The organism is Segatella oulorum F0390, from assembly GCF_000224615.1.
GTDB classification, from domain to species: Bacteria; Bacteroidota; Bacteroidia; order Bacteroidales; family Bacteroidaceae; genus Prevotella; species Prevotella oulorum.
Map to the genome: position 1 here is coordinate 531,344 of NZ_JH114216.1, position 4,441 is coordinate 535,784.

Below are 4,441 nucleotides of genomic sequence, written 5' to 3' on the forward strand. Positions count from 1 at the left end.
GGCATAGCTCAAAGAGGAAATGCTCTATGGGTTGGTTCTTTGGCTTCAAGTTGCATTTGATTTGCAATGAGAAAGGAGAACTTCTCAACTTTATGATAACGCCAGGAGATATTGATGACCGTAAGCCTTTGGAGTACAAAGCATTCATAGTTTTTATATATGGTAAGCTATTCGGTGACAAGGGCTACATCAGCAAGAACCTCTTTCAAAGGCTTTTCGTTGACGGAATACAGCTTATTACCAAATTGAAAAGTAACATGAAAGGAGCGTTAATGAGTGTTTCAGACAGACTTTTACTCAGAAAAAGAGCCATTATAGAGACGGTGAATGATGAACTAAAGAACATTGCGCAGGTGGAATACTCCAGACATAGATGCTTTGACAATTTCATCGTTAACCTATTAGGAGCAATTGCTGCCTATTGCCTGTTTCCAAAGAAGCCGTGCATCAATGTACAAAGGACCATTGACACACAGCTTGCATTGTTCTGAATTCGTCGAACTCACGTTATTTACTATGTGTTGAGTCTTGCGTCGAACCAATTGTTATATTCATATGGTTGCTGATTTTCTCAGCGTTAATGTGTTGTCTGTATTCATTTGGGGTTAGATGTATCTCTCTTAAGAATTGTTCGTAAAACAGTGTTGGTGTATTGTATCCCGAGTTAAAAGCCACTTCATTGACCGTAAGGTTCGAATGAGTTAGTAATTTACAAGCATATTCAATGCGTATATTGGCAAGTACTTGGAATATACTCTTGTTGGTACATTTCTTAAAATATCGGCAAAGTGACGTCGGATTCTGACTAACAAAGTCAGCAAGTTCCGCGAGAACAATCTTCTTCTGGAAGTTATTATATAAATAGGTGAATACCTTGTCAATGGCAGTATCGGTATTAGGAGCTTTGTAATGGCTGAATGCTATTGGTGATAATAGCTTTGTTTGTGAACAGTTATATAATCTTTCGAGAATCTCATACAAAGCAATCAGACGCCTTGTATAGGACTGTGAATCGAACAAAGATAACCTTGAGAGGAGGTCCTCATATAATCCTTCATCATAGAAACGTATGCCATACTGGCTTTTCGATAGCAAATCAGCAATATGTTCATAGTCTGGTAGGTTAAGAATATCGGGTGGAAACATGTCTGGACTGAACTGTATTGTTTCACTTGTACTATGTTCCATAGCTTCTGTTTCTTGGCTATTTCCCATTCTACTTTTGCATAAATGCAGATGGGGAATATTACTTCCGATAAGTGCAACGTCGCCCTTTTTGTAGTCAGCAACCCCCTCTCCAACAAATTCAGTCCCACTTCCGCTGGTAAACAGGATGAGTTCATATTCGGAATGTCTATGAAATGGTAGATTAAACTCAGTGTATATAATGTGACTGCACCTGGTTTGCACATTATGTACTATCTTTCTATCAAGTATTACCATCTTTTTCTGCAAATGTAAATATAGTCTATAACAACGCAAAGATAGTGAATATTATTGTTAAAAACAAGTTGTAACTTTGCATTTTCAAGATAACTGTAGTCAAAAAAAGCGGATTTTTAAAACATAACAATTAATTTTTAATTCAAAAAAGATTCTCTATGAAAGAAAAAAACAACTTCATTATACCAATGCTTTTCCTTGCTTTCATGTTCTTTACTTGTGGCTTTGCATTGGGAATCAATTCCTTATTAGTACCAGTATTGAAGGTTTCGCTAAGCGTTTCGTCCACAGAAGCCTATATGCTTATAGGAGCTACGTTCTTACCGTTCCTTATCTTTGGTTATCCAGCAGGCTTATTGATAAGTAAAATTGGATATAAGCGTACGATGGCTGCAGCTTTTGCCATGTTTGCTATAGCCTTCGGAGTGTTTATTCTCTCTGCAGCTGAAAGGAGTTTCATTATCTTCTTATTGGCATCTTTCCTTTGTGGAACAGCTAATACGTTCCTACAATCTGCTATAAATCCTTATGTAACAATCCTTGGACCAACGGAGAGTGCAGCAAAAAGAATCTCTATTATGGGCATGATAAACAAGTTAGCATGGCCTGTATCACCTTTGTTTATTGCTCTTTTTGCAAGTAATAGTGGAGGTGTTGGCTTGGAAGATCTTGACAAACCGTTCTTGGTTATAATCTGCTTATTTGTAATCTTAGGTGTCGTAGCACTCATATCACCATTGCCAGAGGTGAAAGCTGCTGGAGAAGACGACGCCGATGCAGATTCAGCAGTGTCCGACTACGCAAACAGTAAGCATTCTGTCTTCCAGTTCCCACATCTTGTTCTTGGAGCAATTGCCATATTCTTTTATGTTGGTTCAGAGACCATCGTCTTGGGTACACTTATAGATTATGCAAGTGAATTAGGTCTTCCTCATCCTCATATGTACTCATGGATTACCCCAATCAGCATCAGTATAGGATATATCGCAGGTATTATTCTTATTCCTAAGCATCTTTCACAGACGAAAGCCTTACAGATCTGTTCCTTCGTTGCACTGTTTGGAACGCTACTTGTATTGTTACTCCCGGGTGTTTATAGTATTTATGCTGTAGGTATCATGGCATTAGGCTGCTCATTGATGTGGCCCGCATTCTGGCCTTTGGCTCTTATGGACTTGGGTAAATATACCAAGGAAGGCTCATCACTAATGACAATGGGACTTATCGGTGGTGCTGTTATCACTGTGTTGTTCGGACTTATTAAGGATGTTAGCAACATTCAATATGCGTATGGGATCTGTTTTGTCAGCTTCTCTTATATCCTTTTCTATGCATTCAAGGGCTATAAGTTGAGATAAGAACTTCTTCCTCTATAGCATAAGCATATCGGTAATCTATTTGAGAAGTGATATAAGTTGAATTGAAAACTTCTCCTTCTACAGCTCGTGAAGCTCTTTGTCCTTTTTAAAGGAGGACATAGAGCGTGCGAGCTGAATCTATTAAGTAGGCTCTCAGCTTACTGTATATCCATCATGGTCCATATTATTGGTCATGGTTCTGTCGCTGAAACACAATTAATTCTTTGTAAACTGTCGTTGGAACGTTAAAAAATCACCGACTGAAAGACACTTTTTTGATTGCCAATCCCGCCGTTTCTTTCGTCTTCTTCACGCCCGTTTCTCAGTCTGTTCACCCGTCTGTTGAATCGGTAAAACCGCTACCCTGATGACAAAGCGCACTGACCTTACCTTGAAAAACACAACAGAACGCGCAGTAACAAAAACCCTTACACTTCTCACTTCGCTATCTTTCACTTTCCCTACCATATCCCTTCTTTATCATCTTTGTAATCTTCAAGATATCAATAGGTTACAAACGGGCTTGTAAAAGGTCGTAGATTAAAAAGCAGATGGGAATAATCTTTACATCTGAACAGTCCTTCCCTCCCTCCGTTCTGCCCTAATGCGAGGAGAGAAAGCGCAGAGATTCCCTAAAAAACAGCTGTTATGAGCGTGTAAATCTTTATATTAAGATTAATGTTCTCACTACTGATGGTATCCGCGTAAAGCCTCTTATAGATTGCAGTCTCTCTTGTTTTTGCTTTTATGTTACCGTGATCTCGACGAATTATAAGTGTCTATGGATTTGGTGATTAGTGAAATTCGTTGTAGCATTAAGGAGCTAATATACAAACAGTTATAAATAAAAACCGTAATAATCACCTATGGAGGAGTTACTGAAATATTTTGTATGGTAGTCGATTCCTGCAAGTTTTTTGATGCAATGACAGCAAAATATACGCTAAAACCTACCGGAAAACGAAAGCATCGTCGTGATTCTATGATGTCAAAGACAGAAGTTATGCTGGTAATGATTCCTTTCCACGGTTCTGGTTATCGCTGCTTCAAACATTTCTATCTTGAAAAAGTATGCAAGCAGCTTCGCCATCTGTTTCCAAAAGTTGTTTCTTATAACCGTATAGTAGAATTGGAAAGGGATGTAGTTATACCCTTAACCTTGTTTATCAAGAAGGTCCTGTTGGGTAAATGCACTGGTATAAGTTTCGTTGACAGCACACCACTGCGTGTCTGCAAAAACCAAAGAATACATATTCACAAGGTTTTCAAAGGCATAGCTCAAAGAGGAAAATGCTCTATGGGTTGGTTCTTTGGCTTCAAGTTGCATTTGATTTGCAAAGAGAAAGGAGAACTTCTCAACTTTATGATAACGCCAGGAGATATTGATGACCGTAAGCCTTTGGAGTACAAAGCATTCATAGATTTTATATATGGTAAGCTATTCGGTGACAAGGGCTACATCAGCAAGAACCTCTTTCAAAGGCTTTTCGTTGACGGAATACAGCTTATTACCAAATTGAAAAGTAACATGAAAGGAGCGTTAATGAGTGTTTCAGACAGACTTTTACTCAGAAAAAGAGCCATTATAGAGACGGTGAATGATGAACTAAAGAACATTGCGCAGGTGGAACACTCTATAC

General features: G+C 38.5%; 4 protein-coding genes. 3 read left to right on the top strand and 1 reads right to left on the bottom strand.

Going from position 1 to position 4,441, the window contains the following annotated elements; genetic code table 11:
• Positions 1–491: IS982 family transposase (locus tag HMPREF9431_RS08655; protein ID WP_004380861.1), on the top strand; the 491-nt coding region annotated here is incomplete at its 5' end.
• Between the two features lie 16 nt (positions 492–507).
• Here HMPREF9431_RS08655 and HMPREF9431_RS08660 read toward each other — a convergent pair.
• The gene (locus HMPREF9431_RS08660; RefSeq protein ID WP_196794583.1) at positions 508–1,443 is read right to left on the bottom strand and encodes an AraC family transcriptional regulator; all 936 of its coding nucleotides are present in this window, start codon (positions 1,441–1,443) and stop codon (positions 508–510) included.
• A gap of 158 nt (positions 1,444–1,601) precedes the next feature.
• On the opposite strand from HMPREF9431_RS08660, the gene HMPREF9431_RS08665 reads away from it, so the two are divergent.
• Positions 1,602–2,801 carry an MFS transporter gene (locus HMPREF9431_RS08665; protein WP_004380863.1) on the top strand — a complete coding sequence of 400 codons (1,200 nt, stop codon included), beginning with the start codon at positions 1,602–1,604 and terminating at the stop codon, positions 2,799–2,801.
• 856 nt (positions 2,802–3,657) lie between these two features.
• On the top strand, positions 3,658–4,441 hold a 784-nt coding region (locus tag HMPREF9431_RS08670; protein WP_196794589.1), incomplete at its 3' end, for an IS982 family transposase.